Consider the following 25967-nt stretch of genomic DNA (forward strand, 5'->3'; position numbering starts at 1 on the left):
CCCCGGGGAGACGCCATGAAGACCGAAGTTGCGATCATCGGAGGAGGGCCCGCAGGGCTGATGCTGGCCATCGAGCTGGGCTGCAGGGACATACCGTGCGTGCTGATCGAGGAGCGCAGCGGGCCGCCGACGCTGCCCAAGGCCAATGCCACCTCGTCCCGGACCATGGAGCATTACCGCCGCCGGGGTTTTGCCGACCAGGTGCGCAGGCTGGGCCTGCCGCCCTCGCACCCCCAGGACGTCGTCTATTGCACGCGGCTCACGGGGCCCGAGCTGGCGCGCTTTCGCATTCCCTCGGCCGAGGAGGCCGCCTCGGGCACGGCCTATGGCGACTACGGGGAACAGGCCTGGCCCACGCCCGAGCTGCCGCATCGGGCGCAGCAGATGTTCATCGAGCCCGTGCTCAGGGCGCAGGCCGAACGCCATGCCAGCGCCGTGCTGCGTTTTGGCCTGAGGGCCGAGGTGGTGCGGGACACCGGTTGCGCAGTCCAGATCGAATGCCGCGAGCCGGACACGGGCCGTACCGAGTTGCTGCAGGCCGCCTATGTGGTCGGCTGCGACGGGCCGCGCAGCCTGGTCCGCCAGGCCATGGGCGTCGTCTACGCAGGCCATGGCAGCGAGCGGCGGGACTTCCTGGGCGGCCAGATGATGTCCATCTACTTCCGGGCCCCCGGTCTGTATGGGCTGATCGGCAAGCCCAGGGCCTGGCAGTACTGGGCCGTCGGTCCCGGGCAGCGCGGCCTGCTGTGCGCCATCGACGGCGTGGACCGGTTCGTGCTGATCGTGCAGTTGCCCCAAGGCACCCAGCCTGCCGATTTCCATCCGCAGCAGGCGCTGCAGGCCGTCGTCGGCCGGCCTTTTGCGCACGAGCTGATCGCGCTGACCCCCTGGAACGCGGGCTATGCCCTGGTGGCCGAGCGCCTGCGGCACGGCAGGATGTTCATCGCCGGCGATGCGGCGCACCTGTTCACGCCCACGGGCGGCATGGGCTACAACACCAGCGTGGACGACGTCGTGAACCTGGGCTGGAAGCTGGCGGCGGCCATCCAGGGGGCGGCCGGCCCGGCGCTGCTGGACAGCTATGAGGCCGAGCGGCGGCCGATCGCCCAGCGCAACACCCGTTTTGCACGCAGCATGGCCGACAGCATCGGATGCCTGCCGGTCACGGCCGCAGTGGAGCAGGAGGGGCCCGTGGGCGACAGCGCCCGCCATGCGCTCGGGCAGGCACTTTCGGAGCATGTGGCGCGCGAGTTCAACATCCCGGGGCTGCAACTGGGCCTGCGCTATGCCGACAGCCCCGTCGTCGCCCGGGAGTTGGCCGAGCCCCCGCCGGACGAGCCCAACCGCTACCTGCCTGGCGGTTATCCCGGCACGCGCGCTCCGCATGTGGCAACGGGGCCGGACCGGTCCCTGCTCGATGACTTCGGACGCGATTTCACACTGCTTGCATTCGGCCCGGACGGCCCGGACGGGCTGGAGCCCTGGAGGCAGGCTGCTGCGCAATACGGCATCCGGCTGGATGTGGTGAGGAGCGAAGACGGGCAGACGCGTGCGCTGTATGGCGCCGACCGCGTCCTGATCCGCCCGGACCACCACATCGCCTGGCGCGGCGATGGTGCGGCGCAGCCGACCGAGGTCATGGCGCTGGCACTGGGCCATCGCACCCCGCCGGTGGGGCCCGGCTAGCCCCGGCCCATCCGGCCGCCTGCTCCCCGGGCCGTCCGGCCTTGCGCTTTCGTGACCCTGGCCAGTCCGGCCGGGGGATGCCGGCCTGCGCCTGAGTCTGCGCTTTCGCCGTCCTTGCCGACATCCATCACTTTCAGGAGACAACATGCCACACCCCTCCTTTCCTGTTCGCGCCGCGCTATCCGCGCTATGCCTGGCCGGTGCCGCTGCCGTGCCCTCGGCACCCGCCCTGGCCCAGGGCGTCACGCTCTATGGCCTGCTCGATGCATCCGTCGAGCACCTGACCGATGTGGGCCAGGGAGGCGCTTCGCTGAACCGCATGCCGGGCCTCACCGGCAGCGTGCCGTCGCGCATCGGCCTGCGCGGCTCGGAGGACCTGGGCGGCGGCCTGCGTGCCCTGTTCACGATGGAGCAGGGCCTGGCGCTCGATGCGGGCGTGCTGAACCAGGGCGGGCGCGCCTGGGGGCGCCAGGCCTTCGTCGGCCTGTCCGGCGACTGGGGCAGCCTCACACTGGGGCGCCAGTACACCATGCTGTACTGGTCCCAGCTCGATGCGGACATCCTCGGCCCGAATGCCTACGGTGCGGCCTCGCTGGACAGCTACCTGCCCAATGCGCGCGCGGACAACGCGCTTGCGTGGCGCGCCGGCCTTGGCGGCTTCACCGTCGGCGCAACCTACAGCCTGGGCCGTGATGCCGTCAATGCGGGCCCCGGTCCCGCGGGAACCAACTGCCCCGGCGAGCAGCCGGGCGACTCCAGCGCCTGCCGACAATGGTCGGCAATGCTCAAGTACGAGGCCAAGGCCTGGGGCATCGCGCTGGCCGTCGATGAAATCCGTGGAGGCCCCGGCGCCTTCGCAGGCCTGACCAGCAGCGCGCGCAAGGACCGTCGCTCCACCGCCGCGGGATGGGTGCGCTGGGGGGCATGGAAGCTCGGTGCCGGGGTCATTGCCCGCCACAACGACGGCCGTCCCGATGCGCCACGCAGCGATCTCTGGTACCTGGGCGCCAGTTTCGCCGCCACACCAGCCCTGACCCTCGACGCGCAGGCCTTGGATCTGCGTTTCAGGCGAAGCGACGACGGGGCCCGGCTCTTTGCCCTGCGGGCCCGGTATTCGCTGTCCAAGCGCACCACGCTGTATGCGACCACAGGGCATCTGTCCAACCAGGGAGCACTTGCGCTGTCGGTCAGCAATGCGGCGCCAGGCGCCGCGCCCGCCCCCGGGCGTTCGCAGAACGGCTTCGCTGCCGGCGTGCGGCATAGCTTCTGAGGCTCAACCCGCATGCAGGGCCCGCGTCCGCGTCCCGATCCATTTCCTTCCCACTCCCACTTCCCACTTCCCACTTCCCGTTCCAGGAGACAGACCATGAAACTGATACGCCACGGCGCCAGCGGCTGCGAGAAGCCCGGCGCCATCGATTCCCAAGGCCAGGCGCGCGACCTGTCGGACCTGGTGCCCGATTTCACGCCCGAGTGGATGGCGCCCGGCAGGCTGGCCGCGCTGGCCGCCGTCGATCTGCAGCGGTTGCCGCTGGTGGCGCAAGGCAGCCGCCTGGGGCCCCCTGTCGCCGGCACGCGCCAGTTCGTTGCCATCGGGCTCAACTACCGGCGGCATGCCGAGGAGTCGGGTCTCGACATTCCGAAGGAGCCCGTGGTCTTTCACAAGGCGCTTTCATCGCTGGCCGGGCCGGACGACGAGGTGCGCCTGCCCGAAGCGTCGGTTGCCACCGACTGGGAGATCGAACTGGGCTTTGTGATCGGCACGCGCGCAAGCCGCATCCCCGTGGAAGGTGCGCTCGCGCATGTGGCCGGCTACCTGCTGGCCAACGACATCTCCGAGCGTGACTGGCAGATCAAGCGCAACGGCCAGTGGGGCAAGGGCAAGAGCTTCGATGGCTTCGGCCCGGTCGGGCCGTGGCTGGTCACGGCCGACGAGCTGCCCGACCCCCAGGCCATCGAACTGACGCTGTCCGTCAACGGCGAGGTCATGCAGCGCAGCAGCACGGCAGACATGATTTTCCCGGTGGCCTGTCTCGTGTCCTATCTGAGCCAGTTCATGACGCTGCTGCCCGGCGACCTTGTCATCACCGGCACGCCTGCAGGTGTCGGGCTGGGCATGAAGCCGCCCCGTTTCCTGAAGTCCGGCGATGTCATGACGCTGGACGGCGGGGTTCTTGGGCGGCAGCTCCAGCGGATGCGGTGATGGCCTTGCCCGCCCACCGGCCGCGTGGCGGCGTCTGCCGGTCTTCGCACAGTGAACATGCAAAGGAGGGGACACCATGAACAGCCTTCCCACGCCATCTGGAACGACACCTGGAACGCCGTCCGGCACGGCCGGGCAGCCGGCCGTGCATTCGATCGATGAGTTTGTCTTCAGCGTGCCCGATCTCGAAGCGGCGCGGCATTTCTACGCCAGTTTCGGGCTCGAGGTGCGCGACATCGACGGCGCGCTGGCGCTGCACACCTACGGGCATCCCCACCGCTGGGCGCGGGTGCTGGAGGCCGCAACGCACAAGCGGCTGCAGTGGCTGAGCCTGGGCATCCATGCGGCCGATCTCGATGCCTTCTCGCGCCGGATCGACGGCGCGGGGATCGCACGCATTCCTGCGCCGGCCGGTGCGCAGACCGACGGTATCTGGATCGCCAGCCCCGACGGGGTGCCCATCCAGCTGCGTGCAGCCGCCAAGAGCTCTCCGTCGGCGCCCGCACCGCACGTGCTGCCGCCGGCCTGCCTCAATGCCGGCCGCGCGCCGGCCCGCAGCCTCATGCCGCAGATCCGGCCGCTGCACCTGTCGCATGTGCTTTTGTTCTGCGCCGACGTGGATGCCGCGCTGGCGTTCTACACCGAGGTGCTGGGACTCAGGCTCTCGGACCGCTCGGGCTCGGTCATCGCCTTCCTGCACAGTCCGCACGGCAGCGACCATCACCTGCTGGCACTGGCCGCATCGCATGGACCCGGCCTGCACCACAGCAGCTGGTGCGTGCCGTCTGTCGACGCCGTGGGCAGCGGCGCCCGGCAGATGGCCGAGGCGGGCTATGCGCAGGGCTGGGGCGTGGGCAGGCATGTGCTGGGCTCCAACTTCTTTCGCTATGTGCGCGATCCCTGGGGCAGCTTCGCCGAGTACTCCTGCGACATCGACTTTGTCGAGGCGGGCGCGGTGTGGCCTGCGGCCGACCATCCTCCCGAGGATTCGCTCTACGTCTGGGGGCCGGACGTGCCCGCCGACTTCGTCACCAACCACGAGCCGCCACGCTGAGGCGCCAGCCAATGCCCCAGACGCAGGAACGCCCCGCTGCCTTGCGGCATCGGGGCGCTGTGCAACAGGGCCGGCTCTTTGGCCGCCTGTCGGTTGATACAAGGATCTGGCGGAGGCTGTGAGATTCGAACTCACGGACGGTTGCCCGTCGGCAGTTTTCAAGACTGCTGGTTTAAACCACTCACCCAAACCTCCGAAGCTCCGTATTCTAGCCGGGCTTGCGTGGGTCCCGAGGGATGCGTGCCGATGCACGACCCGCAATCAAAAAGGCGCCCCTTCGCAGGGGCGCCTTTCGGGGGGCGCAGCGGATCAGCCGCGGGCAGCGATGGCCTGGGCTGCGGCCAGGGCCGTCATGTTGACCACGCGGCGCACGGTGGCGGAGGGGGTCAGCACGTGGGCTGCCGCGGCGCCGCCCAGCAGGATGGGGCCGATGGTCGTGCCGTGGCCGCCCGTGGTCTTGAGCACGTTGAACAGGATGTTCGCGGCGTCGAGGTTGGGGCAGATCAGCACGTTGGCCTCGCCGTGCAGCGAGGACTCGAGCAGGGCGCGGTCGCGGATGGCTTCGGACAGGGCGGAGTCGCCGTGCATTTCGCCATCGCATTCCACGTCGGGGTTGGCGGCGGCGAACAGGTCGCGCGCGGCGCGCATCTTCAGCGCCGAGGGGCGGCTGGACGAGCCGTAGTTGCTGTGCGACAGGAAGGCCACCTTGGGCGGCAGGCCGAAGCGGGCCACTTCCTCGGCCGCCAGGCGGGCGATGTCGGCCAGCTCGGTGGCGTTGGGCGCCTCGTTGATGTAGGTGTCGGCGATGAACAGCGTGCCGCTGTCCAGCATCACGGCGTTGACGGTGGCGAACTCGCCGGCGCCTTGCTTGAGGCCGAGCACGTCGCGCACATGGGCCAGGTGGCTGTCGAACTTGCCGACCAGGCCGCAGAGCATGGCGTCGGCATCGCCCAGGTGGACCATGAGCGCTGCGATCAGCGTGTTGGAGCGGCGCACGGCGGCCTTGGCGGTCTCGGGCGTGACGCCGTTGCGGCCCATCAGGCGGTGGTAGGTTTCCCAGTACTGGCGGAAGCGCGGATCGTCCTCGGGGTTGCAGATCTCCACGTCCTTGCCCAGCACCAGGCGCAGGCCGGCCTTGGCGATGCGGGCCTCGATCACGGCGGGGCGGCCGATCAGGATGGGCTTGGCCAGGCCGTCATCGACGGCCACCTGGGCGGCGCGCAGCACGCGCTCGTCTTCGCCTTCGGCATAGGCCACGCGCTGCTGGTTGGCCTTGGCAGCGGCGAACACCGGACGCATGAACATGCTGGTCTGGTAGACGAAGCGGGTCAGGCTCTCGCGGTAGGCGTCGTAGTCGGCGATGGGGCGGGTGGCGACGCCGGACTCTTCGGCAGCCTTGGCCACGGCCGGCGCGATGCGCAGGATCAGGCGGGTGTCGAAGGGCGTGGGGATCAGGTAGTCGGGGCCGAACTTCAGCTCCTTGCCCTGGTAGGCGGCGGCGACTTCATCGCTGACGTCCTGCTTGGCCAGTGCGGCGATTTCGCGCACGCAGGCCAGCTTCATGGCTTCGGTGATCTTGGTGGCGCCGCAGTCCAGCGCGCCACGGAAGATGTAGGGGAAGCACAGGACGTTGTTGACCTGGTTGGGGTAGTCCGAACGGCCCGTGGCCATGATGCAGTCCGGGCGCACGGCCTTGGCCAGCTCGGGGCGGATCTCGGGTTCGGGGTTGGCCAGGGCCAGGATGATGGGCTTGTCGGCCATGGTCTTGACCATGTCGGCAGTGAGCACGCCGGGAGCCGAGCAGCCCAGGAACACGTCGGCGTCCTTGACGGCGTCGGCCAGGGTGCGGGCGTCCGTCTTTTGCGCGTACTGGGCCTTGGAGGCGTCCAGGCCACCGGGGCGGCCTTCGTAGATCACGCCCTTGGAGTCGCACATGAAGACGTTTTCGCGCTTGACGCCCAGGCCCACCATCACGTTCACGCAGGCGATGGCGGCGGCGCCGGCGCCGGAGACGGCGATCTTGACGTTGCCGATCTGCTTGTCCACCAGCTCCAGCCCGTTGAGCAGGGCGGCGCTGGAGATGATGGCCGTGCCGTGCTGGTCGTCATGGAACACGGGGATGTTCATGCGCTTGGACAGCTCCTGCTCGATGTAGAAGCACTCGGGCGCCTTGATGTCCTCGAGGTTGATGCCGCCCAGCGTGGGTTCGAGCGAGGCGATGATCTCGATCAGCTTGTCCGGATCGCGCTCGGCCAGTTCGATGTCGAACACGTCGACGCCGGCGAACTTCTTGAACAGGCAGCCCTTGCCTTCCATCACCGGCTTGCCGGCCAGCGGGCCGATGTCACCCAGGCCCAGCACGGCCGTGCCGTTGGTGATGACGCCGACCAGGTTGCCGCGCGCCGTGTATTCGGCGGCCAGCGAGGGGTCGGCCTGGATGTCCAGGCAGGGGTAGGCCACGCCGGGCGAATAGGCCAGCGACAGGTCGCGCTGGTTGGACAAGGGCTTGGTGGGCGTGACGGAGATCTTGCCCTTGTTGGGGCTGCGATGGTATTCGCGGGCTGCGTCGCGCAGGGCTTGTTCGGCGTTGGACAGGTTTTGGGTCATACAGGAATTCTCTGCAAATGCTCTCGGAGCTTACCGGATAGCTACAGCCTATGAGGGTCAGGACAGTTTTGCCTCAGGGATTTCGACAACAAGCCCCCTGGCGCCTATGGACGGCAGGGGGCGCACGGCCCGGCGGGTAGGCCGGGCGGTTGTTGGGCGTGCCCGCCAGGGCGGGCACTGTTTCATCAGTGGGCGTCTGCCTGGCGTGCGGCCCGGACGGCAGCAGAGGTGTCGCTGCTGGCTCCGTTGAAGAAAATGTTCAATGCCACCGCGGTAATCGAGGCCAGCAGGATACCGGATTCGATCAACGGATGAATGCCGTGGGGCATCCATTGGCGGAAATTCGGCGCCACCAGCGGAATCATGCCCACGCCGATGGACACGGCGACGATCATGGCGTTGTTGCGGTTGGTCTGGAAATCCACGTTGCTCAGGATGCGGATGCCGGTGGAGGCCACCATGCCGAACATCACCAGGCCCGCGCCGCCCAGCACCACGGTGGGCAGGGACTCGACCAGGGCGCCCATCTTGGGCAGCACGCCCAGCACGATCAGGATCACGCCGCCGGCCACGCAGACCCAGCGGCTCTTGACGCCGGTGACGGCGACCAGGCCCACGTTCTGCGAGAAGCTGGTGTAGGGAAAGGTGTTGAAGATGCCGCCGATCAGCGTGCCCAGGCCGTCGGTGCGCAGGCCGCGGGTCAGCTCGTCCTGGCTGATCTTGCGATCGGTCATGTCGCCCAGGGCCAGGAACATGCCGGTGGACTCGATCATCACCACCACCATCACCAGGCTCATGGTGAGGATCAGGATGGGGTCGAACACCGGCGTGGCGATCTCGAAGGGCAGCACCATCGTGAACCATTCGGCCTTGGCGACCTTGCTGAAGTCCATCAGGCCCATGGCCACGGACAGCACGCCGCCGATCAGGATGCCCATGAGCACCGAGACGTTGGCCAGGAAGCCCTTGGCAAAGCGCGCGATCAGCAGGATGGACAGCAGCACGATGGCCGAGATGCCCACGCCGGTCAGGTCGCCGTACTTGGGGTTGGGAATGGTGGGCACGACCGCGAAGCCCTTGGGCACGGGCGGCAGCGAGGAGCCTGGCGCGCCGGCCGTGGCCTGGGCGTCGGCCAGCCATTTCAGGTGCTCGGGGTTGGGCACGCTGGGCGCGGTGGGGCCGACGGGGTTGCCGAAGATCCAGTTCACGCCCACGCGCATCAGGCTGATGCCGATGACGGCAATGATGGTGCCGGTCACCACGGGCGGGAAAAAGCGCAGCATGCGGCTGATCAGCGGGGCGATGAGGATGGATACGATCCCCGCCCCGATCACCGAGCCGAAGATCAGCCCCGCCCCCGCCGAGCCGCCCGTGGTCTGCGCCATGGACACCATGGGCGCCACGCTGGCGAAGGTCACGCCCATCATCACGGGCAGCTTGATGCCGAACCACTGGGTCGCGCCCATGGCCTGGATCAGCGTGATCAGGCCGCAGCAAAACAGGTCCGCCGAGATCAGGTGGGCCACCTGCTCGGGCGGCAGGTTGAGTGCGCGGCCGACGATCAGGGGCACGGCCACGGCGCCCGCATACATCACGAGAACGTGCTGCAGGCCCAGCGCCGTGAGCTTGCCTGCGGGCAGCATCTCATCGACGGGATGAACGGAAGATTGCATGGGGATTTGTCTCCTCGGGATTTATGGGAACGGACGCCGGCGTGACAGGGTTTGGCACCAACATCCATACAAAAAGTGTATACAGATCATGGGAAATTTCTGCTCCCGGTAAACCCTGTTGCGGCAGTCGCGCCAACCCGTTTTGCTGCGCATCGCCTGCCAGGGCGGGAGTGCCATGGTGCATTGCAAGATGGATGCCAGCCGCCAGGCAAGCGCCAGGCAAGCGCCAGGCACCGTGCTGGTGCCTGGCGGCCGCTGTGGTGCGGCTCGGGCGAGGTTCGGATGCGGCTCGGGTGCACGGCATGGGCTGCGGCGGTGCATGCGCCACGATGCGGTGCCCGGGCGCAAAAAAGCCCGGCGGCGCCGGGCTTGGGTGTCAGGCCTTGATGCGGGCCGTCAGGCGGTCAGGCCGTCAGGCCGTCAGGTCGCACAGCATGCGCGCGATGACCTTGGTGGCGCGGCGCAGGTCCTCCAGCACCAGGCGCTCGTCGGCGCGCTTGGCATGGGACTCCAGCACGGTGCGCGGGCCGGCGCCGTAGATCACGCCGGGAATGCCACGCTCCACGTACAGGCGCACGTCGGTGTACAGCGGCGTGCCCACGGCCGGGGGCTTTTCGCCGAAGACGGCTTCGCCATGGGCCTGGATGGCGTCCACCAGGGGCTTGTTGCCGGCCAGCGGCGTCATGGCATTGGCCAGCAGCAGGCGCTTGATGTCCACGCGCACGGCATCCTCGCCCGTGTAGCCGCCCTTGGCGTTGAAGTCGGCAATGGCCTGGGCGATGACGGCGCGGATGCTGGCCTCGACCTCGGCGGGGTTCTCCTCGGGGATCATGCGGCGGTCGATCTTGAGCACGACCTTGCCGGGCACCACGTTGGTGTTGGTGCCGCCTTCGATGCGGCCGATGTTCAGGTAGGGGTGCTTGATGCCCGGCACCTTGGAGGTCACCTGCTGGTACTTGGTGTTCTCGGCGTACAGCGCGTTCATCAGCACCACGGCGGCCTGCAGCGCGTCCACGCCCGTGTGGGGCACGGCGGCATGGGCCATCTTGCCCTGCACGGTCACTTCCATCTGCAGGCAGCCGTTGTGGGCGGTGACGACTTCGTAGCTGAAGCCGGCCGCGACCATCAGGTCGGGTTGGGTGAGGTTGTTGGCCAGCAGCCAGCCGGGGCCCAGGATGCCGCCGAATTCCTCGTCGTAGGTGAAGTGCAGTTCCACCGCGCCCTTGGAGGGCTTGGCCACGGCTTCGAGCGCACGCACGGCGTAGGTGAAGGTGGCGAAGTCGCTCTTGCTCACGGCGGCGGCGCGGCCGTAGAGCTTGCCGTCCTCGATGGCGGCGCCATAGGGGTCCTGGGTCCAGCCTTCACCGGGCGGCACCACGTCGCCGTGGGCGTTCAGCGCAATGGTCAGGCCGCCGCCGGCGTCACCTGCGCTGCCGTAGGGGCGGCGCACGATCAGGTTGGTGATGGACTCCATGCCGTAGGCCTTGACCTCGGCCTCGGGCACGGTGTGCTTCTCGGCCTCGTAGCCGAAGGTCTTGAGCAGCTCGGCCGTGCGCTCGGCGTGGGGGGCGTTGTTGCCCGGTGGGGTGTCGGTCGGAACCTGGACCAGGGCCTGCAGGAATTGCACCTCTTCATCGAAATGCTGGTCGATCCAGGCGTCCAGGGCGGCGTAGGTGGCTTGCTTGTCTTGGTTCATGTTGGTCATTGCTGCTCTTGGGCCAGTTGGTTCAGTACGTGGGAGAAGGCATCGACGGACAGTTGCATGTCGTCGGCGGTGGAGCTTTCCAGCGGGTTGTGGCTGATGCCGGCGTTCAGGCCGCGTACGAACAGCATGGCCTGGGGCATGATTTCATGCAGCTTCATGGCGTCGTGGCCGGCGCCGCTGGGCATGCGGTACAGGGGCACGCCCAGGGCGTCCACGGCGGCTTCCCAGCGCTGCTGCCATTCGGGGGCGCTGGGGGCGGCGGCGGCCTTCATGGCCAGCTCGGTGCTGTAGCGCAGGCCACGGCGCTGGGCGATGGCCTCGATCTCGGCCAGGATGTCGGCCACCATGGCGTCGCGCTGCTCGTTGGTGGGCGCGCGCAGGTCCAGGCTGAACTGGCAGCGGCCGGGAACCACGTTGACCGAGCCGCTGGGCACATTGAGCTGGCCCATGGTGGCTACCGAGGTGCCGTCGCGCGCGGCGCGCTTTTCGATGTACAGCGCCAGCTCGGCCACGCCGCAGGCGGCATCGCGGCGGCGGTCCATGGGCGTGGTGCCGGCGTGGCTGGCCATGCCGATCATCTCGCAGATGTAGCGCGCGCTGCCGTTGATGGAGGTGACGATGCCCAGCGGGATGTCCAGCTCGTTGAGCACCGGGCCCTGTTCGATGTGCACCTCGATGAAGCCCAGGTAGCGGGCCGGATCGCGCTGCAGCTTCGGAATGTCGTCAATGCACAGGCCGGCATGCTGCATGGCTTCGCGCAGGGTGATGCCGTCGGCATCCTTTTGCTCCAGCCATTCCTGCCTGAAGTCGCCGATCAATGCGCCCGAGCCCAGGAAGGTGGCCTTGTAGCGCTGGCCCTCCTCTTCCGCAAAGCCCACGACCTCGATGTGGAACGGCAGGCGCCTGCCCTGGCGGTGCAGCTCGCGCACGCAGGCCATGGGCACGAAGATGCCCAGGCGGCCGTCGTACTTGCCGCCGTTGCGCACGGTGTCGTAGTGGCTGCCGGTCAGCAGGGTCTTGGCATCGTCGGTGGCCGCCTTGTAGCGGCCCACGACGTTGCCCACGGCGTCGATCTCGACCTCGTCGAAGCCGCAGTCGCGCATCCAGTGGCTGATGCGCTGGGCGCAGGCGCGGTGGGCGTCGGTGAGGTAGGTGACGGTGAGCTGGCCCTTTTCGGCATAGCCGGGGTCGCTGTGCTGGGCCAGCTTTTCCTGCCAGTCCCAGACATCGTTGCCCAGCTCGGGCGTGTAGCCGAACTTGTCGTTCAGGCGGATCTCGGCAATGCGGTGGATGTTGCGCAGCGCCTCGCCCAGCTCGAAGTCGGGGTGGTTGTGCAGGCGGCGCTCGAAGGTCTCGATGATCTCGGCCTTGGCCAGGCCCGCGCCGCGCGGACCGCGCACGGCCAGGATGAAGGGAAAGCCGAAGCGCTTGCCGTACTCGGCGTTGAGCTTGCGGATGTGCTCCAGCTCCTCGGGCGTGCAGCGGGTCAGGCCGGCCTTGTTCTGCTCGTTGGTGGATTCGGCCGTGAGCGTGTTGGTCTCCATGGCCTTGCCGGCCAGCTCCGGGTGGGCGCGGATCAGGTCGAGCTTGGCCTGCACCGGCGCCTTGTCCAGCACCTGGGCCATGGCGTACTTGATCTGTGCCAGCGAGCGGAAGGGGCGCTGGGCCAGCGCGGCCTCGGCAATCCAGGGCGAGTGTTCGTACAGGCCGTCGAGCAGACCGGTGGCGGTGGCCAGGTCGGCGGCATTGAGTTGTTCCAGCGTCAGAGCCATGCTGCGTTATTCCTTGTCGGGATGGTGGTGCGCCCAGTGGCGCGCGAGGTCGATGCGGCGGCAGACCCAGACCTTGTCGTGCCGCTGGATGTGGTCCAGAAAGCGCTGCAGTGCCGTGATGCGGCCGGGGCGGCCCAGCAGGCGGCAGTGCATGCCAATGCTCATCATCTTGGGGGAGTCATCGCCGGCCGGATCGCCCTCGGCGTAGAGGGCGTCGAACGTGTCCTTCAGGTATTGGAAGAACGGGTCGGCGTGCGAGTAGCCCTGGGGCAGGGCGAAGCGCATGTCGTTGCAGTCCAGCGTGTAGGGCACGATGAGCTGGCTGCGGGTGCTGCCGTCGCTCTTGCCGACCTTCATCCAGAAGGGCAGGTCGTCGCCGTAGTAGTCGCTGTCATAGGCGAAGCGGCCGTCGTCGGCCACCAGGCGGTGGGTGTTGGGGCTGTCGCGGCCCGTGTACCAGCCCAGGCCGTGGTCGCCATCGTGGCCATACAGCTCGCCGAAGATCTCCATGCACTGGCGCATGTGCTCGCGCTCGACCTCGGCGGGAATGTTCTGGTAGTGGATCCACTTGAGGCCGTGGCAGGCCACTTCATGGCCCAGCTCGTGGAAGGCGGCGGCCAGTTCGCGGTGCTTTTGCAGGGCCGTGGCCACGCCGAACACGGTCAGCGGCAGGCCGCGCTTCTCGAACTCGCGCAGGATGCGCCAGACGCCTGCGCGCGAGCCGTATTCATAGATGCCTTCCATGCTCATGTGGCGCTCGGGGTAGGCGGCCGGATTGAACATTTCGGACAGGAACTGCTCGCTGGCGGCATCGCCATGCAGCACGCAGTTCTCGCCGCCCTCTTCGTAGTTGAGGACGAATTGCACGGCCACGCGGGCCTGGCCGGGCCAGCGGGCGTGGGGGGGCGTGCGACCGTAGCCGATCAGGTCGCGGGGATAGGGGGCAGTGGCGTCGTAGGTCATGCGGATACGGAGGAAAGGGCCATCGAAAGATCGCTGGTCGGCATGTCGCGGTCGAAGGTCAGGCCGGCTTCCACGTGGTCCAGGTGCTGCTGCATGAGCTGCACGGCGTGGTCGGCGTCGCCGCCGGCCAGGGCCGTGACGATTTCGGCATGCTCGTCATGGGAATGCTCGGCGGCCGTGCTGGACTGGTACATCAGCGTGATCAGCGCGCAGCGCGAGATCAGTTCGCCCAGCAACTGGGCCAGCACCTCGTTGCCCATGAGTTCGGCCATGCGCACGTGGAAGTCGCCCAGCAGCTCGGTACGCTGGCCGACGTCGTTGCCGTCCATGGCCTTTTTCTCGGCCGCCACGTGCTGCCGCAGCGCGCGGATCTTGGCCGGCGTGCTCTGGGCGATGAAGGCGCGCACCATCTCGGCTTCGAGCATGCGGCGCACGGCGAAGACCTGGCGCGCCTCGTCCACCGAGGGCGTGGCCACGAAGGCCCCGCGCGCGGGTTCGAGCCGGATCAGGCGGTTTTGCGACAGCTGGAACAGCGCCTGGCGCACCAGGGTGCGCGAGACGCCGAAATGGTCTGCCAATTTCTGCTCGGCCAGCTTGGTGCCGGGCAGAAGACGGTGTTCGACGATGGCCCGGGTCAGGCTCTCGACAATGAAACTGGTGGTGGAAGTCTCCATCCGGCCATCATAGCGGCTGGCCACAAGAGTTGTATACAGTTTCTGTCTACTGCTTATTGGCGTTTCCCCGCATACGGCATCCCTTTTCAGAAACCGGGTGCGGCCGTATCGAAGTGCCGTGCCAGGTGCTCCACAAAGCGCTGCACGCGCTGGGTTGCCGCATGCCGCTGCGGATAGACCACATGGATGTCGGCCGGTGTCGTGGCATGGTCGGCCAGCACCTGCACCAGGCGGCCGCTGCGCAGGTAGCGGGCGATATCCCATTCGGCCCGCATGACGATGCCCAGGCCGGCCAGGGCCCAGCCCACGGCGATCTCGCCATCGTTGGTGCTCAGGCTGTCGCGCAGGCGGATGGCTTCGGTCTTGCGGCCGGGGCCGTTGTGGGTGAAGCGCCAGACGCCGTGGGCGTCGTCGCCCTGGCGGATGTCGATGCAGTCGTGCTGCATCAGCTCGCGCGGGGTGGCCGGCGTGCCGCGCCGCGCCAGGTAGGCGGCAGACGCGCACAGCAGCCGCCGGTTGGGCGCCAGGCGCCGCGCGATGACGCGCGCGTCCGGCGGCTCGCCAAAGCGTATGCACAGGTCGAAGCTGTCATCGACCAGGGGCGGCGGCGAGGCCGACAGCTGCAGCTGCACCTGGATCTGCGGGTGCCTGCGCACGAAGCTGGCGATCAGCGGCGCGATATGGCTGCGCCCGAATCCCAGCGTGGCATTGATGCGCAGCAGGCCCTGCGGCTGCCCGGGCATGCCGGCCACGGCCTGCTCCATGGCGGCAATGTCGTCCAGGATGCGCCGCGCATGGGCCAGGTAGGTCTGGCCCTCATCGGTCAGGCCCAGGCGCCGCGTCGTGCGGCTGACCAGTTGCACGCCCAGCCGCGCCTCCATCTGGGACAGGCGCTTGCTGGCCGCCGGCGTGGTGATGCCCAGCTCGCGGGCCGTGGCCGACAGGCTGGCGCTGCGGGCCAGCAGGCAGAAGAAGGCCATCTCCGATGGCGCCGAGACGGGTGTGCTCATTGTTGAATCAAAGTGAACGATGCCATCACTCTAGAGGCGTGCGCGGCGTTGTTCCATCGATAGATTCACGGACAAGGCCATGGATCCGCATGGCGCTTCATCCACCGCAATCCAAGGAGCCTTCATGACAAAGACATACCGCATCGCCTGCATTCCCGGCGATGGCATCGGCAAGGAAGTGGTGCCCGCAGGGCAGGAGGTGCTGCAGGCGCTGGCCGAAACCCAGCCCGGCCTGGGCTTTGCCTTCACCAGTTTCGGCTGGGGCGGCGACTGGCACCGCGCGCACGGCGAGATGATGCCGGCCGACGGGCTGGACGCGTTGCGCGGCCAGGACGCCATCCTGTTCGGCTCGGCCGGCGACCCGCACATTCCCGACCATGTCACGCTGTGGGGCCTGCGCCTGAAGATCTGCCAGGGGTTCGATCAGTACGCCAATGTGCGGCCCACGCGCATCCTGCCCGGCATCGATGCGCCGCTCAAGCGCTGCGCGCGCGAGGACCTGGACTGGGTCATCGTGCGCGAGAATTCCGAAGGCGAATACGCGGGCGTGGGCGGCCGCGCCCACCAGGGCCATCCCATCGAGGTGGCCACCGACGTGAGCATGATGACCCGTGCGGGCGTGGAGCGCATCATGCGCTTTGCCTTCCGCCTGGCGCAGTCGCGGCCGCGCAAGCTGCTGACGGTGATCACCAAGTCCAACGCCCAGCGCCATGCCATGGTGATGTGGGACGAGATTGCGGTGCAGGTGGCCGCCGAGTTCCCCGACGTGCGCTGGGACAAGGAACTGGTGGACGCGGCCACGGCGCGCATGGTCAACCGCCCCGCCTCGCTGGACACCCTGGTCGCCACCAACCTGCATGCCGACATCCTCAGCGACCTGGCGGCCGCGCTGGCCGGCAGCCTGGGCATTGCGCCCACGGGCAACATCGACCCGGAGCGCCGCTATCCCAGCATGTTCGAGCCCATCCACGGATCGGCCTTCGACATCATGGGCCAGGGCCTGGCCAATCCCGTGGGAACCTTCTGGAGCTGCGTGATGCTGCTGGAGCACCTGGGCGAGCACCGTGCCGCGCAGCGGCTGATGCAGGCCGTGGAGCAGGTGACCGCCGATGCCGCGCTGCACACGCGCGACCTGGGCGGCAAGGCCACCACGCGGCAGGTCACCGACGCGGTCTGCGCACGGCTGCGCGCGCAGACCGCCGAGGCCCAGGCCGAGCCCGTGCCTGCCTGAGCGCGCGCTGCATGGTCCGATAACCCACAAAAGAACAGACAGGAGACAAACCATGAACCGCATCACCAGGGTTGCCGCAGCGTGCGCGCTGGCCGCCGCCACCATTGCAGCCGCCATGTCTTCGGCCTGGGCCCAGGCCTGGCCGGCGCGCCCCGTCAACCTCATCGTGCCGTTTCCCGCAGGCGGCACCACCGACGTGCTGGCACGTGCGCTGGGCCAGGAGCTGTCCAAGAGTCTGGGCCAGCCCGTGGTCGTGGAAAACCGCCCCGGCGCGGGCGCCACCTTGGGCGCCGACCATGTGGCCAAGGCGAAACCTGACGGCTACACCCTGCTCATGGGCGCCGTGCACCACACCATTGCCACCAGCGTCTACCGCAGGCTGGGCTATGACTTCCAGAAGGACCTGGCGCCCATCACCGTGGTGGCCGTGGTCCCCAATGTGCTGGTGGTCAATCCGCAGGTGCCGGCCAAAACCGTGCAGGAGCTGCTGGCCCAGGCCCGCGCCCAGCCCGGCAAGCTGGCCTATGGCTCCAACGGCGCGGGCACGGGCCAGCACCTGATCGGCGCGCAGTTCGAGTCCATGGGCGGTGTGGAGATGCTGCACGTGCCCTACAAGGGCAGCGGGCCGCTGACCACGGATCTGCTGGGCGGGCAGATTGCCATGTCCTTCGATACCGTCACGCCCGTGCTGCCCCACATCAAGGCCGGCAAGCTGCGCGCGCTGGCCGTGACCACGGCCCGGCGCTCGGTGGCCCTGCCCGATGTGCCCACGCTGGACGAAGCCGGCCTCAAGGGCTTCGACATGGGCACCTGGTTCGGCGTGCTGGCGCCAGCCGCCACGCCCAGGGAGGTACTGGCGCGGCTGGGCGCAGACATGAACCGCATCATCGAGTCCCCGCAGTTCCGCAGGAAGATGGAAGAGATAGGCGCCGAGCCCATCGGCGGATCACCCGAGCAGATGGCGCGCCAGATCCGCGACGACACCGACCGCTTCGCCAGGCTGGTCAAGGACGCCAAGGTGGCCCTGGATTGAGTTGAGTTGGCGCGAGGAACGAGGCCGGGCGAATCAGTTGTGACTTGACCGCATGCCACCGCCGGTGCAGGAAATTCCATAATGCCCGGCGGAGACAACACACCATGACCAGCACCACGGACCTGCACCTCACCGATCCCCAAGCCTTTCTGCTCGACCTCTACCGCGCTGCGGTCAAGGATGCGCAGCCCCTGTACAGCATGGCCCAATGCCTGCCAAAGCCTCCCAAGGGCCGCACCCTGGTGCTGGGCGCGGGCAAGGCCGGCGGCTCCATGGCCCAGGCGCTGGAGGCGCTGTGGCCAGCGGACGCGCCGCTGTCCGGCCTTGTGGTCACACGCTACGGCCACATCCCGCCGCGCCCCGAAGGGCTGGCGCAGCGCATCGAGGTGGTCGAGGCCGCCCACCCCGTGCCCGATGCGGCAGGCCTGGCCGCCGCCGAACGCATCCTCGCGCTGACCGAAGGGCTGACCGAGGACGACCTCGTGCTGTGCCTGATCTCGGGCGGCGGCTCGGCCCTGCTGACCCTGCCGGCCGAAGGCATCGACCTGGAGGAGAAGCAGCGCATCAACCGCGCCCTGCTGGAAAGCGGCGCCGCCATCGGCGAGATGAACTGCGTGCGCAAGCACCTGTCGCGCATCAAGGGCGGGCGCCTGGGCGCGGCCTGCGCGCCCGCGCGCGTGGTCACGCTGACCATCAGCGACGTGCCGGGCGACGACCCCTCCATCATCGCCAGCGGCCCCACCGTGCCCGATGCCAGCAGCTGCGCCGACGCGCTGGCCATCCTCGCGCGCTACCGCATCGACGTGCCTGAATCCGTGCGCCGCGCGCTGGAGGCGGGCGAGCTGGAAACCCCCAAGCCCGGCGACGCGCGCTTCGACGGCCACGAGGTCCACATGATCGCCACGCCCCAGCACTCGCTGGAGGCGGCCGCACGCGTGGCCGAGGCCGCAGGCCTGCGCGCCCATGTGCTGTCCGACGAGATCGAGGGCGAATCGCGCGAAGTCGCCAAGGTCCACGCCGCCCTGGCGCGCGCCGTGTCCCGCCACGGCCAGCCGTTTGCAAAGCCCTGCGTGATCCTGTCCGGCGGCGAAACCACGGTCACGATCCGGCAGCGCCCGGCCGGCACGCCCAAAGGACGCGGCGGCCGCGCGGGCGAGTTCTGCATGGGCCTGGCCCAGGCCCTGCAGGGGCAGGAGAAGGTCTGGGCGCTGGCGGCCGATACCGATGGCATCGATGGCGTGGAAGACAACGCGGGAGCGCGCGTGTCGCCGGATACGCTGGCGCGGGCCCAGGCCCAGGGCATGCGGATTGCCGAGTACCTGGACCGCAATGATGCGTATGGGTTCTTTGATGCGCTGGGGGATCTGGTGGTGACCGGGCCCACGCATACCAACGTGAATGACTTCCGGGCGATTCTGGTTCTCTAGGTTTTTGTCCCTGCCGGGTGGTTGTTTTTCGAGGCCGGGACGTGCGCCCGGCCAATTGTTTCAGGCTCGCTTGCTTCAGGCGCTCACGCCCCGCGCGGCAGCGTCTCCCACCATTCGGCATCGAACCGCCCCTGCAGGAAGGCGATGAAGGACTGCACCTTCTGCGGCACCAGGCGCGGCGAGGGGTAGACGGCGTGGATTTCCTGCTCGGGCAGGCGGCAGGTCTTGAGTACTTCGACCACGCGGCCGGCCTGCAGCGAGTCGTGGGCCACGTAGCGGGGCAGGGCGGCGATGCCCATGTGCGAGCGTGAGGCCGCCAGCAGGGCCGAGAGGTTGTTGGAGCGCAGGCGGCCGGTGACGGGCACGGACACGGGCTCGCCGCTGGCGTTGCGCAGGCGCCAGAGGTCGTTGCCCTGCACGCTGCTGTAGATCAGCGTGGCGTGTTCCTTGAGGTCCGAGGGGCGGCGCGGCGTGCCGCGCTTGCGCAGGTAGGCGGGCGAGGCCACCAGTACCCAGGGGTTCACGCCCAGGGTGCGTGCGCCCAGGCTGGAGTCGGCCAGCTTGCCCAGGCGCAGGGCCACGTCGATGCCGTTGGCCACCAGGTCGGTGTAGCGGTCCTCGAAGCTCAGGTCGATCTGCACCTGGGGGTTGTGCGTCATGAACTCCAGCGCCAGCGGGATCAGCACGCGCCGGCCGAAGGCCACCGAGCTGCCGATGCGCAGCTGGCCCTGCACCTGGGTCTGTCGCACCTGCACCACCTTGTCCGCCTCGGCCACGTCGTTGACGATGGTCTTGCATTTCTCGTAATACAGCGCGCCCGCTTCGGTGAGGCTCACGCCGCGCGTGTTGCGGTTGAGCAGGCGCACCTTCAGGCGCGTCTCCATGGCCGCGACCTGCTTGGTCACCGTGGGCTGGGTGGTGGCGAACTCGTGCGCGACCTTGGTGAAGCTGCCGGTCTCCACCACGCGCACGAACATGTGCATGGCATCGAGTCTGTCCATGGTGCTGTCTCCTTTTTCATTGATAGTTATTCCTGCACGGAATAAATTTTATGGTCTGTGCAGGCGTTCCGCCAACAGGCCCGTCTGCCTAGAGTTGTCTCCAGTTTGAAGGAGACCTCCATGGCGAAAATGAAAGCAATCGAAGCCGCAGTCCGCGTGCTGGAAAAAGAAGGCGTCACCGTCGCATTCGGCGTTCCCGGTGCCGCCATCAACCCGCTGTACGCAGCGCTCAAGGACCATGGCGGCATCGGCCATATCCTGGCGCGCCACGTCGAAGGCGCAAGCCACATGGCCGAGGGCTACACCCGCGCCGTGGCCGGCAACATCGGCGTGTGCATCGGCACCAGCGGCCCGGCCGGCACGGACATGATCACGGGCCTGTACTCGGCCAGCGCGGATTCGATTCCGATCCTGTGCATCACGGGCCAGGCGCCGCGCTCGCGTCTGCACAAGGAAGATTTCCAGGCCGTGGACATTGCCTCCATCGCCAAGACCGTGACCAAGTGGGCCACCACGGTGCTGGAGCCGGCCCAGGTGCCGCGCGCCTTCCAGCAGGCCTTCCACCTGATGCGCTCGGGCCGCCCCGGCCCCGTGCTGATCGACCTGCCCATCGACGTGCAGCTGGCCGAGATCGAGTTCGACATCGATACCTACGAGCCCCTGCCTGTCTACAAGCCTGCCGCCACGCGCAAGCAGGTGGAAAAGGCCATCGCCATGCTCAACGAGTCCGAGCGTCCGCTGCTGGTGTCGGGCGGCGGCGTGATCAACGCCGATGCGTCCGAGCTGCTGGTGGAGTTCGCCGAGCTGCTGGACGTGCCCGTGATCCCCACGCTGATGGGCTGGGGCACCATCCCTGACGACCACCGCCTGATGGCCGGCATGTGCGGCCTGCAGACCAGCCACCGCTACGGCAATGCCACCATGCTGGCCTCCGACTTCGTGCTGGGCATCGGCAACCGCTGGGCCAACCGCCACACGGGCTCGGTCGAGGTCTACACCAAGGGCCGCAAGTTCGTGCACGTGGACATCGAGCCCACGCAGATCGGCCGCGTGTTCGCGCCCGACTACGGCATCGTCTCGGATGCCGGCGCGGCGCTGCAGCTTTTCGTGGAGGTGGCGCGCGAGTGGAAGGCGGCTGGCCGCCTGAAGGACCGCAGCGGCTGGGTGGCCGAATGCCAGGCCCGCAAGAACAATGTGGAGTACCTGCGCAAGACCAATTTCGACAACGTGCCCATGAAGCCGCAGCGCGTCTACCAGTGCATGAACCGCAGCCTGGACAAGGACACCTGCTACGTCTCCACCATCGGCCTGTCGCAGATTGCCGGCGCGCAGTTCCTGCATGTCTACAAGCCGCGCAACTGGATCAACTGCGGCCAGGCCGGCCCGCTGGGCTGGACCGTGCCGGCCGCCCTGGGCGTGCGCGTGGCCGACCCGGCCCGCAAGATCGTGGCGCTGTCGGGCGACTATGACTTCCAGTTCATGATCGAGGAGCTGGCCGTGGGCGCGCAGTTCAAGCTGCCCTACATCCATGTGCTGGTCAACAACAGCTACCTGGGCCTGATCCGCCAGGCGCAGCGCGCCTTCTCCATCGATTACTGCGTGCAGCTGGCCTTCGACAACATCAATGTCGACGACAAGGAAGAGTCCAAGGGCTACGGCGTGGACCACGTCAAGGTGGTCGAGGGCCTGGGCTGCAAGGCCATCCGCGTGCACCGTCCCGAGGACTTCGCGCCCGCCATGCAGCAGGCCGAGGCCTGGATGGCCGAGCACCGCACGCCGGTCGTCGTCGAGGTCATCCTGGAGCGCGTGACCAACATCTCCATGGGTGCCGAGATCGACAACGTGATCGAGTTCGAGGACCTGGCCGCAGCGCCTGCCGACGTGCCCAGCGCGCTTGCACTGCTGGATTGACCGGCCCGCCACGGCACATCGCACGGCATTGCACTGCACTGCTTTTTCTATCGGCGGGGCACCCTGCGTGCCCTGCCGCTCCCAACCCACCAAACGACAACCGGAGACTTCTGACATGCCCCGTTTTGCTGCCAACCTCAGCATGCTGTTCACCGAGGTGCCCTTCCTCGACCGCTTCGAGCGCGCGGCGCGCGCCGGCTTCGAGGCCGTGGAATTCCTGTTTCCCTACGCCCACACGGTCCAGGAGATCAAGGAGCGCGTGGACGCCCACGGCCTGCAGATCGTGCTGCACAACCTGCCGGCCGGAGACTGGGATGCGGGCGAGCGCGGCATTGCCTGCCACCCCGACCGCGTGGACGAGTTCCGCGCCGGCGTGGCCAAGGCCGTGACCTATGGCCATGCGCTGGGCGTGCCCCAGCTCAACTGCCTGGCCGGCAAGGCGCCTGCCGGTGCCGATGCCGCGCTGCTGCGCCGCACCTTCGTGGACAACCTGCGCTTTGCCGCATCGGCGCTGAGCGCGGCCAATCTGCGCCTGCTGATCGAGCCCATCAACCCCTTCGACATTCCCGGCTTCTACCTGAACCGCACGGACGAGGCCCTGTCCATCCTCGACGAGGTGGGCGCGCCCAACGCCTTCGTGCAGTACGACATCTACCACGCCCAGCGCACCGAGGGCGAACTGGCGGCCACGCTGCAAAAGCATCTGGCGCGCATTGGCCACGTGCAGCTGGCCGACAACCCGGGCCGCAACGAGCCGGGCACGGGCGAGATCAACTACCCCTTCCTCTTCGCGCACCTGGACCGCATCGGCTACCAGGGCTGGGTGGGCTGCGAGTACAAGCCTGCGCGCGATACCGAATCGGGCCTGGGCTGGCTCGACGCCCACACCAGCGTGCGCACGGCAGTCGCCGCCTGAGTGCCGCCGGAGTTTTTTCTCAGCTTTTCAAAAACGACAAGGAGTACACAGCATGAATGCATCCTCTCTCAAGCTCGGTTTCGTGGGCCTGGGCATCATGGGCGCGCCCATGGCAGGCCACCTTCTGGCGGCTGGCCACCAGCTCTTCGTGAACACCCTGGGCAAGATCCCGGCGCAGATCGCCGAGAGCAGCGCCACCCAGTGCACCACCGCGCGCGGCGTGGCCGAGCGTGCCGACATCATTTTCCTGATGCTGCCCGACACGCCCGATGTCGAGAAGGTGCTGTTCGGCGAGGACGGCGTGGCCGCCGGCCTCAAGGGCAGCAGCGGCAAGGTGGTGGTGGACATGAGCTCCATCTCGCCCGTGGCCACCAAGGACTTCGCTCGCCGCATCGAGGCCATCGGCGCCCAGTACCTGGATGCGCCGGTCTCCGGCGGCGAGGTGGGCGCCAAGAACGCCTCCCTGTCCATCATGGTCGGCGGCCCCGAGGACGTGTTCGCGCGCGTCAAGCCTCTGTTCGAGCGCATGGGCAAGAACATCACCCTGGTGGGCGGCAATGGCGACGGCCAGACCGCCAAGGTGGCCAACCAGATCATCGTGGCGCTGAACATCGAGGCGGTGGCAGAGGCCCTGCTGTTCGCATCGCGCGCCGGCGCCGACCCGGCCCGCGTGCGCGAGGCGCTGCTGGGCGGCTTTGCCTCGTCCAAGATCCTGGAGGTGCATGCCGAGCGCATGATCAAGCGCACGTTCGATCCGGGCTTCCGCATCTCGCTGCACCAGAAGGACCTGAACCTGGCCCTGAGCAGCGCGCGCCAGCTCGGCGTGTCCCTGCCCAACACGGCCCAGGCCCAGGAGCTGTTCAACAGCTGCGTGGCCCACGGCGGCGCGAACTGGGACCACTCGGGCATGGTGCGTGCGCTGGAGATCCAGGCCAACTTCGAGGTCGGCCAGAAGGTCCCGGCCTGATGCCGCGCAACTGACAACGCGATTGGTGGGAGGGCGGCCTTGCGCCGCCCTGTTGTGAAAAGCCGCGCTCGGCAACGGGCGCGGCTTTTTCTTGCTTCAATAGCCCAGCGTCTGACCGTCGGGGTTGCGCGGGTCGGAGGCGCCGTAGAGCATGCCGTCGCGCAGCTGGATGGTCTGCGTGCGGCCCATGGATGCCTTCACGGCAACGTTGTGGCCGCGCGACTTGAGCAGGGCCACGGTGTCGGGGCTGATGCCCTTTTCCACGCGCAGCTCGTCGGGCGTCCACTGGTGGTGAAAGCGCGGCGTGGCGGCGGCCTCGGCCGGGTTCATGCCGAAGTCGATGGTATTGACCACGGTCTGCAGCACGGTGGTGATGATGCGCGCGCCGCCGGGGCTGCCGGTGACCAGCACGGGCTTGCCGTCCTTGAGCACCATGGTGGGCGTCATGGACGACAGCGGGCGTTTGCCTGCGGCCACCGCATTGGCATCGCCGCCGACCAGGCCGTAGGCGTTGGCCACGCCGGGCTTGGCAGAGAAGTCGTCCATCTCGTTGTTGAGCAGGATGCCCGTGCCCTTGGCCACGATGCCGCTGCCGAAGTTGGTGTTCAGCGTATAGGTCACGGCCACGGCGTTGCCCATCCTGTCCACCACGGAGTAGTGCGTGGTCTGGTCGCTCTCGTAGGGCTGGGGCTTGCCGGGCTTGATGTCCTTGCCGGCGCGCGCCTGGTAGGGGTCGATGCCGGCGGCCAGCGCCTCGGCGTAGCGCTTGGACGTCAGGCCCTTGAGCGGCACGGTCACGAAGTCCGGGTCGCCCAGGTATTCGGCCCGGTCGGCATAGGCCAGCTTCATGCCTTCGGCCATGTAGTGGATGCTCTGTGCGCTGTTGGCGCCCCACTGGTTCATGGGCCAGCGTTCCATCATGTTGAGGATCTGGATCAGGTGGGCGCCGCCGGAGGACGGGGGCGGCATGGTAACGATCTCATATCCGCGATAGGTGCCGCGCACGGGCTCGCGTTCGACCACCTTGTAGTTCTTGAGATCCTGCAGCGACAGGGCGCCCGCATGCGGCGCCATCTCGGCCGCGAGCTTGCGGGCAATGGCGCCTTCGTAGAACACCTTGGAGCCCTGCTGCCCGATCAGGCGCAGCGACTGAGCCAGGTCCTTTTGCACCAGTCGGTCGCCGCGCTTGAGGGGTTCGCCGTTGCGCCAGAAGATGGCCTGGGTGGCGGGCCACTGGCCCATGTTCTTCTTTTCCTGCTCCAGGATCTTGGCCAGGGTCTCGCTGACCGTAAAGCCCTTGTCGGCCAGCTTCACGGATGGCGCAATCACCGTGGACAGCGGCAGAGAGCCCCATTTCTTCAATGCATGCTCCATGCCGGCCACGGTGCCGGGCACGCCCACTGCGTAGTGGGTGTACAGCGACTTGCCGTCGATGACCTTGCCGTCCGCGCCCACGTACATGTCCCGCGTGGCCTTGGAGGGTGCGACCTCGCGGAAGTCCAGCGCAATGTTCTTGCCGCTCTTGGCGTCGTGCACGATCATGAAACCGCCGCCGCCGATGTTGCCGGCATTGGGCAGGGCCACCGCCAGCGCAAAGCCCATGGCCACGGCGGCATCCACCGCATTGCCGCCCGACTTCAGGATCTGCAGGCCGATGCGCGAGGCCAGCTCCTGCTCGCTGGACACCATGCCGTTCCTGGCCACGACGGGATGGAATACATCCATGTCGAAGTCATAGGCTGCACTGGCCGCCTGGGCTGCATTGCTTTGCGTGATGGGCGCTGCCGCCGGTGCAGGTGCTGCGGCCACCGGCGCTGGCGGCGCCGAGGCCGCGGGCGGCTGTGTGCTGCTGCAGGCGGCCAGGCTGGCAATGGCCAGCGCCAGGCTGGTTGCCAGCAAGGGGGAGCGAAATGGCATCGGTATCTCCTTGGCAGATGAAACAGTGGAACCGTTGAAATGAGCGAAAGTCCTTTGCCGCCCGGTATGCGATGGCCGCAGGGCCTGCAGCCGGGGCGGCGGCGGACCACAGTGTAGAAGCATGGCGTTGCAGGCCTGCCCACGGGCCGCTGCCGGCGTCGAAAGTGCGGGTATCTGCCTAGGCTCGAGCTGCATGGCCCACTTCAAGGGCGTACAA

At 68.1% G+C, this 25967-nt stretch carries 19 protein-coding genes and 1 tRNA gene; 10 read left to right on the forward strand and 10 right to left on the reverse strand.

Features of this window, described 5'->3' with window-relative positions:
- The first annotated feature begins 15 nt into the window (after window positions 1-15).
- The 4 genes from PO605_RS00830 (at window position 16) to PO605_RS00845 (ending at window position 4943) form a co-directional block, all read left to right on the forward strand.
- The gene (locus PO605_RS00830) at window positions 16-1686 is read left to right on the forward strand and encodes an FAD-dependent monooxygenase (protein ID WP_047473745.1); all 1671 of its coding nucleotides are present in this window, start codon (window positions 16-18) and stop codon (window positions 1684-1686) included.
- 145 nt (window positions 1687-1831) lie between these two features.
- Window positions 1832-2956, forward strand: coding sequence for a porin (locus PO605_RS00835; protein WP_052195856.1), 1125 nt, complete (start codon window positions 1832-1834; stop codon window positions 2954-2956).
- 96 nt (window positions 2957-3052) lie between these two features.
- Window positions 3053-3889 (forward strand): fumarylacetoacetate hydrolase family protein, encoded by an 837-nt coding sequence (locus PO605_RS00840; RefSeq protein ID WP_047473744.1) that lies wholly within the window; start codon window positions 3053-3055, stop codon window positions 3887-3889.
- A 76-nt stretch (window positions 3890-3965) separates the two neighbouring features.
- A complete protein-coding gene (locus PO605_RS00845; protein WP_047473743.1) occupies window positions 3966-4943 on the forward strand; it encodes a VOC family protein in 978 nt (325 codons plus the stop codon).
- Between the two features lie 107 nt (window positions 4944-5050).
- Here the strand turns inward: PO605_RS00845 and PO605_RS00850 are convergent.
- The 8 genes from PO605_RS00850 to PO605_RS00885 form a co-directional block, all read right to left on the reverse strand.
- Window positions 5051-5138: transfer RNA gene (locus tag PO605_RS00850), tRNA-Ser, on the reverse strand.
- 114 nt (window positions 5139-5252) lie between these two features.
- Window positions 5253-7550, reverse strand: a complete 2298-nt coding sequence (locus tag PO605_RS00855; RefSeq protein ID WP_012204029.1) for an NADP-dependent malic enzyme — start codon at window positions 7548-7550, stop codon at window positions 5253-5255.
- A 185-nt stretch (window positions 7551-7735) separates the two neighbouring features.
- The gene (locus PO605_RS00860; protein WP_016449790.1) at window positions 7736-9223 is read right to left on the reverse strand and encodes a nucleobase:cation symporter-2 family protein; all 1488 of its coding nucleotides are present in this window, start codon (window positions 9221-9223) and stop codon (window positions 7736-7738) included.
- Window positions 9224-9635: 412 nt separating this feature from the next.
- Window positions 9636-10928, reverse strand: a complete 1293-nt coding sequence (locus PO605_RS00865) for a M20 family metallopeptidase (protein WP_016449789.1) — start codon at window positions 10926-10928, stop codon at window positions 9636-9638.
- Window positions 10925-12700, reverse strand: a complete 1776-nt coding sequence (uraD, locus tag PO605_RS00870) for a 2-oxo-4-hydroxy-4-carboxy-5-ureidoimidazoline decarboxylase (RefSeq protein WP_016452630.1) — start codon at window positions 12698-12700, stop codon at window positions 10925-10927. The genes PO605_RS00865 and uraD overlap by 4 nt, the downstream gene beginning before the upstream one ends.
- Window positions 12701-12706: 6 nt before the next feature.
- Window positions 12707-13663: an allantoinase PuuE gene (gene puuE / locus PO605_RS00875; protein ID WP_016452629.1), complete on the reverse strand. Its 957-nt coding sequence runs from the start codon at window positions 13661-13663 to the stop codon at window positions 12707-12709.
- Window positions 13660-14337, reverse strand: coding sequence for a GntR family transcriptional regulator (locus PO605_RS00880; protein ID WP_012204034.1), 678 nt, complete (start codon window positions 14335-14337; stop codon window positions 13660-13662). Before PO605_RS00880 ends, puuE begins: the two co-directional genes overlap by 4 nt.
- An 86-nt stretch (window positions 14338-14423) precedes the next feature.
- A complete protein-coding gene (locus tag PO605_RS00885) occupies window positions 14424-15347 on the reverse strand; it encodes a LysR family transcriptional regulator (RefSeq protein ID WP_272205786.1) in 924 nt (307 codons plus the stop codon).
- Window positions 15348-15471: 124 nt separating this feature from the next.
- Here PO605_RS00885 and PO605_RS00890 point away from each other — a divergent pair, with 124 nt between their 5' ends.
- The 3 genes from PO605_RS00890 (at window position 15472) to PO605_RS00900 (ending at window position 19038) form a co-directional block, all read left to right on the forward strand.
- Window positions 15472-16578, forward strand: coding sequence for a tartrate dehydrogenase (locus tag PO605_RS00890; RefSeq protein ID WP_047472991.1), 1107 nt, complete (start codon window positions 15472-15474; stop codon window positions 16576-16578).
- Between the two features lie 52 nt (window positions 16579-16630).
- The gene (locus tag PO605_RS00895; RefSeq protein ID WP_047472990.1) at window positions 16631-17611 is read left to right on the forward strand and encodes a tripartite tricarboxylate transporter substrate binding protein; all 981 of its coding nucleotides are present in this window, start codon (window positions 16631-16633) and stop codon (window positions 17609-17611) included.
- A 104-nt stretch (window positions 17612-17715) separates the two neighbouring features.
- Window positions 17716-19038 (forward strand): glycerate kinase type-2 family protein, encoded by a 1323-nt coding sequence (locus PO605_RS00900; RefSeq protein ID WP_047472989.1) that lies wholly within the window; start codon window positions 17716-17718, stop codon window positions 19036-19038.
- 83 nt (window positions 19039-19121) lie between these two features.
- Here the strand turns inward: PO605_RS00900 and PO605_RS00905 are convergent, their stop codons facing one another.
- The gene (locus PO605_RS00905; protein ID WP_016449783.1) at window positions 19122-20039 is read right to left on the reverse strand and encodes a LysR family transcriptional regulator; all 918 of its coding nucleotides are present in this window, start codon (window positions 20037-20039) and stop codon (window positions 19122-19124) included.
- Window positions 20040-20159: 120 nt separating this feature from the next.
- On the opposite strand from PO605_RS00905, the gene gcl reads away from it, so the two are divergent.
- The 3 genes from gcl (at window position 20160) to glxR (ending at window position 23833) form a co-directional block, all read left to right on the forward strand.
- On the forward strand, window positions 20160-21950 hold the full coding sequence (gcl, locus tag PO605_RS00910) for a glyoxylate carboligase (protein ID WP_016449782.1): 1791 nt from the start codon (window positions 20160-20162) through the stop codon (window positions 21948-21950).
- Between the two features lie 115 nt (window positions 21951-22065).
- A complete protein-coding gene (gene hyi / locus PO605_RS00915) occupies window positions 22066-22866 on the forward strand; it encodes a hydroxypyruvate isomerase (protein WP_016449781.1) in 801 nt (266 codons plus the stop codon).
- 52 nt (window positions 22867-22918) lie between these two features.
- Window positions 22919-23833, forward strand: a complete 915-nt coding sequence (gene glxR, locus PO605_RS00920) for a 2-hydroxy-3-oxopropionate reductase (RefSeq protein ID WP_047472988.1) — start codon at window positions 22919-22921, stop codon at window positions 23831-23833.
- 96 nt (window positions 23834-23929) lie between these two features.
- Here the strand turns inward: glxR and ggt are convergent, their stop codons facing one another.
- Window positions 23930-25750 carry a gamma-glutamyltransferase gene (gene ggt, locus PO605_RS00925; protein WP_016449779.1) on the reverse strand — a complete coding sequence of 607 codons (1821 nt, stop codon included), beginning with the start codon at window positions 25748-25750 and terminating at the stop codon, window positions 23930-23932.
- Between the last annotated feature and the right edge of the window lie 217 nt (window positions 25751-25967).

Source organism: Delftia sp. DT-2, from assembly GCF_028401915.1.
In the GTDB taxonomy this organism is placed as follows: domain Bacteria; phylum Pseudomonadota; class Gammaproteobacteria; order Burkholderiales; family Burkholderiaceae_C; genus Comamonas; species Comamonas tsuruhatensis.

Bases quoted from the DNA above. Each gene is read 5' to 3' on its own strand.
- PO605_RS00830 (WP_047473745.1), top strand. From the start codon at position 16: ATGAAGACCGAAGTTGCGATCATCGGAGGAGGGCCCGCAGGGCTGATG.
- PO605_RS00835 (WP_052195856.1), top strand. From the start codon at position 1,832: ATGCCACACCCCTCCTTTCCTGTTCGCGCCGCGCTATCCGCGCTATGC.
- PO605_RS00840 (WP_047473744.1), top strand. From the start codon at position 3,053: ATGAAACTGATACGCCACGGCGCCAGCGGCTGCGAGAAGCCCGGCGCC.
- PO605_RS00845 (WP_047473743.1), top strand. From the start codon at position 3,966: ATGAACAGCCTTCCCACGCCATCTGGAACGACACCTGGAACGCCGTCC.
- PO605_RS00855 (WP_012204029.1), bottom strand. From the start codon at position 7,550: ATGACCCAAAACCTGTCCAACGCCGAACAAGCCCTGCGCGACGCAGCC.
- PO605_RS00860 (WP_016449790.1), bottom strand. From the start codon at position 9,223: ATGCAATCTTCCGTTCATCCCGTCGATGAGATGCTGCCCGCAGGCAAG.
- PO605_RS00865 (WP_016449789.1), bottom strand. From the start codon at position 10,928: ATGACCAACATGAACCAAGACAAGCAAGCCACCTACGCCGCCCTGGAC.
- uraD (WP_016452630.1), bottom strand. From the start codon at position 12,700: ATGGCTCTGACGCTGGAACAACTCAATGCCGCCGACCTGGCCACCGCC.
- puuE (WP_016452629.1), bottom strand. From the start codon at position 13,663: ATGACCTACGACGCCACTGCCCCCTATCCCCGCGACCTGATCGGCTAC.
- PO605_RS00880 (WP_012204034.1), bottom strand. From the start codon at position 14,337: ATGGAGACTTCCACCACCAGTTTCATTGTCGAGAGCCTGACCCGGGCC.
- PO605_RS00885 (WP_272205786.1), bottom strand. From the start codon at position 15,347: ATGAGCACACCCGTCTCGGCGCCATCGGAGATGGCCTTCTTCTGCCTG.
- PO605_RS00890 (WP_047472991.1), top strand. From the start codon at position 15,472: ATGACAAAGACATACCGCATCGCCTGCATTCCCGGCGATGGCATCGGC.
- PO605_RS00895 (WP_047472990.1), top strand. From the start codon at position 16,631: ATGAACCGCATCACCAGGGTTGCCGCAGCGTGCGCGCTGGCCGCCGCC.
- PO605_RS00900 (WP_047472989.1), top strand. From the start codon at position 17,716: ATGACCAGCACCACGGACCTGCACCTCACCGATCCCCAAGCCTTTCTG.
- PO605_RS00905 (WP_016449783.1), bottom strand. From the start codon at position 20,039: ATGGACAGACTCGATGCCATGCACATGTTCGTGCGCGTGGTGGAGACC.
- gcl (WP_016449782.1), top strand. From the start codon at position 20,160: ATGGCGAAAATGAAAGCAATCGAAGCCGCAGTCCGCGTGCTGGAAAAA.
- hyi (WP_016449781.1), top strand. From the start codon at position 22,066: ATGCCCCGTTTTGCTGCCAACCTCAGCATGCTGTTCACCGAGGTGCCC.
- glxR (WP_047472988.1), top strand. From the start codon at position 22,919: ATGAATGCATCCTCTCTCAAGCTCGGTTTCGTGGGCCTGGGCATCATG.
- ggt (WP_016449779.1), bottom strand. From the start codon at position 25,750: ATGCCATTTCGCTCCCCCTTGCTGGCAACCAGCCTGGCGCTGGCCATT.